The 2,288-nt window shown below is 74.3% G+C and carries 3 protein-coding genes; 1 reads left to right on the top strand and 2 read right to left on the bottom strand.

The window, feature by feature from the left end:
- Positions 1-565: adenosylcobinamide-GDP ribazoletransferase (locus ACFPZJ_RS25110; protein ID WP_381025746.1), on the bottom strand; the 565-nt coding region annotated here is incomplete at its 3' end.
- A gap of 60 nt (positions 566-625) precedes the next feature.
- Here ACFPZJ_RS25110 and ACFPZJ_RS25105 point away from each other — a divergent pair.
- Positions 626-1,390 (top strand): hypothetical protein, encoded by a 765-nt coding sequence (locus tag ACFPZJ_RS25105; protein ID WP_381025743.1) that lies wholly within the window; start codon positions 626-628, stop codon positions 1,388-1,390.
- Here the strand turns inward: ACFPZJ_RS25105 and ACFPZJ_RS25100 are convergent.
- Complete coding sequence (locus ACFPZJ_RS25100) at positions 1,288-2,031, bottom strand: hypothetical protein (RefSeq protein WP_381025742.1); 744 nt, start codon at positions 2,029-2,031, stop codon at positions 1,288-1,290. The genes ACFPZJ_RS25105 and ACFPZJ_RS25100 overlap by 103 nt on opposite strands.
- Positions 2,032-2,288: the final 257 nt, after the last annotated feature.

Raw genomic sequence — 2,288 nt, 5'->3', positions numbered from 1 at the left:
CCGGCACCACGCCCGCGACCGCCGCCCCCAGCCCCTCCGGCCGCGCGGCCGGTACGCCGGTGCGCGCGGCCAGGGTGAGGGCCGTCCGGGCCGCCGCCGCCGCAACGACGGCGGCGAGCGCGCCCCGCGCCCAGGACCCGCCGTACGCCTGCGCGAGCGCGGCGACCTGGGCGAGCAGCACGAAGACGAGCGCCAGCACGCCGAACGGCCCGATGTCCGACTGCTTCATGATCCGCAGCGCGTCCTCGGCGGGCTTCCCGCTGCCCAGCCCGTCGGCGGTGTCCGCGAGCCCGTCGAGGTGCAGACCCCGGGTGAGGACGGCGGGGACGGCGGCCGTGGCGACGGCCGCGAGCAGCGGACCGGCCCCGAGGAACAGCAGCAGGAGCCCCGCTGCGGCGGCAGCGGCACCGACCACGAGCCCGGCCAGCGGGGCGCACAGCATGCCGCCGCGCGCTGCCTCGCGGTCCCAGCGGGTCACCCTGACCGGGACCACGGTGAGGGTGCCGAAGGCGAAACGGAGGCCGTCCAGGGGCGAGGTCGGCGAGGCCGACGGGGTCTCGGGCACCGGCGCAGGCTACCCGGCGGTCATGAGAGCGCCCACACCGACCGTGGATAAAGTGCACATATGGGAGATTGGTGGCAGCGGAACATCATCGAACCGGGCAAGCTGCCACTGCTGCTCGCCCTCACGGCGTTCGTCCTGACCTTCGTGATCACGCGGGTCATCACCCGGCTCATCCGGGCGGGCAGGGGGCCGTTCGGCAACGTCGAGTCGGGCGGAGTGCACATCCACCACGTCGTGCCCGGGGTCATCCTGACGATCGTCGGGGGCTTCGGTGCCGCCGCCAGTACCTGGCACGAGGTCGGAGCGGCCGTCTTCGCGGTGGTCTTCGGGATCGGCGCGGGCCTGGTGCTGGACGAGTTCGCGCTGATCCTGCACCTCGCCGACGTCTACTGGACCGAGGACGGCCGCAAGAGCGTCGAGGTCGTCGCCCTCACCGCGGCCCTCGTCGGCCTGATCCTGATCGGCTTCTCGCCCTTCGGGGTCGACGACCTCACCCAGGACCAGGAGCAGGACCGCACCAGCGTCATCGCGAACGTCGTCACCAACTTCGCCTTCTCCTTGGTGGCCCTGGCCAAGGGCAAGACCCGCCTCGCCGTCTTCGGGGTGATCGTCCCCGTCGTCGCCCTGATCGGCGCCGTACGCCTGGCCCGCCCCGGCTCGCCGTGGGCCAGGCACTTCTACCGCCGCCGCCACCGCGCCCGGGCCCGGGCGACGCTGCGGGCCTACCGCCACGACCGCCGGTGGTCGGGCCCCCGGCGCGCCTTGCAGGACTGGATCGGCGGCCGGCCGGACGACGAGCCGGCGCACTCCCTCCAGCACCGGTGACGCAGCGCGCGGACCGCGCACACGACCAGCACCGCCGCGATCGCCGCCAGGTGCTCCTTGCCCGCGAGGTTCTCCTTCACCAGGACCTCGACCACCATCGCCAGTGTCACCGCGCCCGCCGTGACGTACGCGCGGTAGCGCCAGCCGACGAACACGGCCAGCCCCACCACCGCCGCCGACGGCCCGGCGTCCACGACCCGCGCGTCCGAGGCGGGCAGGCCCACCGGGGCGGCGTCCGGGCCGAGCCAGACGCCCACGCGCGCGTACAGGGTGCCGGCCAGGGTGGCCACGTACGCGACGACGAGCGTCCGCCACCGGCCCAGGCAGATCTCGGCGATGCCGAACACCAGCAGGAGCTGGGCCAGGGCACCCCACACCGGCAGGTCCAGCGCCGGCACGAACAGCGACAGCGGGGTGCGCAGCAGGGCCAGCCACAGCGGGTCCTCGGCCCGTACGGTCCCCACGTTCTCCACGAGCCGGTACCCCCAGGACTGGCCGTGCACCACATGCAGCAGCACCGTCAGGCACACGGCCCCGAGCGCCATCGGGACCGCCCGCAGCCGTTTCTCCACCAGCCGCCCGCGCACCGCGGTGTACAGCGGCCCCCATTCGGCGCGGGCCCAGCGGGCGAGCGCGGTCATCGGGCGAGCCTGGTCATCGGGTGGTCCTCATCCGTCGGTGCGTCACCGGTGGCTGCGGCTCAGTCAAGCCGACATCACGGTGGAAGACCGACCGGAACGGGATGAAGTTGAGCCGCCCGGGCGTGATCTGGATCTCCCGCCCGCCCGCCGCCGTCAGGCGACCCGGACCCTCCGGCGCTCTCGGTCCGCGCGGGTCCCGCAGCGGTTTCTCCGGTTCCTTCGGGAGGTCGTGCGGGGCCCGGTGGCTTCTGCGGGTT

This window comes from Streptomyces bullii (genome assembly GCF_042657145.1).
GTDB lineage: Bacteria > Actinomycetota > Actinomycetes > Streptomycetales > Streptomycetaceae > Streptomyces > Streptomyces bullii.
Note: the sequence above shows the minus strand (reverse complement) of the source record. Positions and strands in the feature narration are given on the sequence as shown.

Coding starts and splice junctions, on each gene's coding strand:
- ACFPZJ_RS25105 (WP_381025743.1), top strand. CDS start 626: ATGGGAGATTGGTGGCAGCGGAACATCATCGAACCGGGCAAGCTGCCA.
- ACFPZJ_RS25100 (WP_381025742.1), bottom strand. CDS start 2,031: ATGACCGCGCTCGCCCGCTGGGCCCGCGCCGAATGGGGGCCGCTGTAC.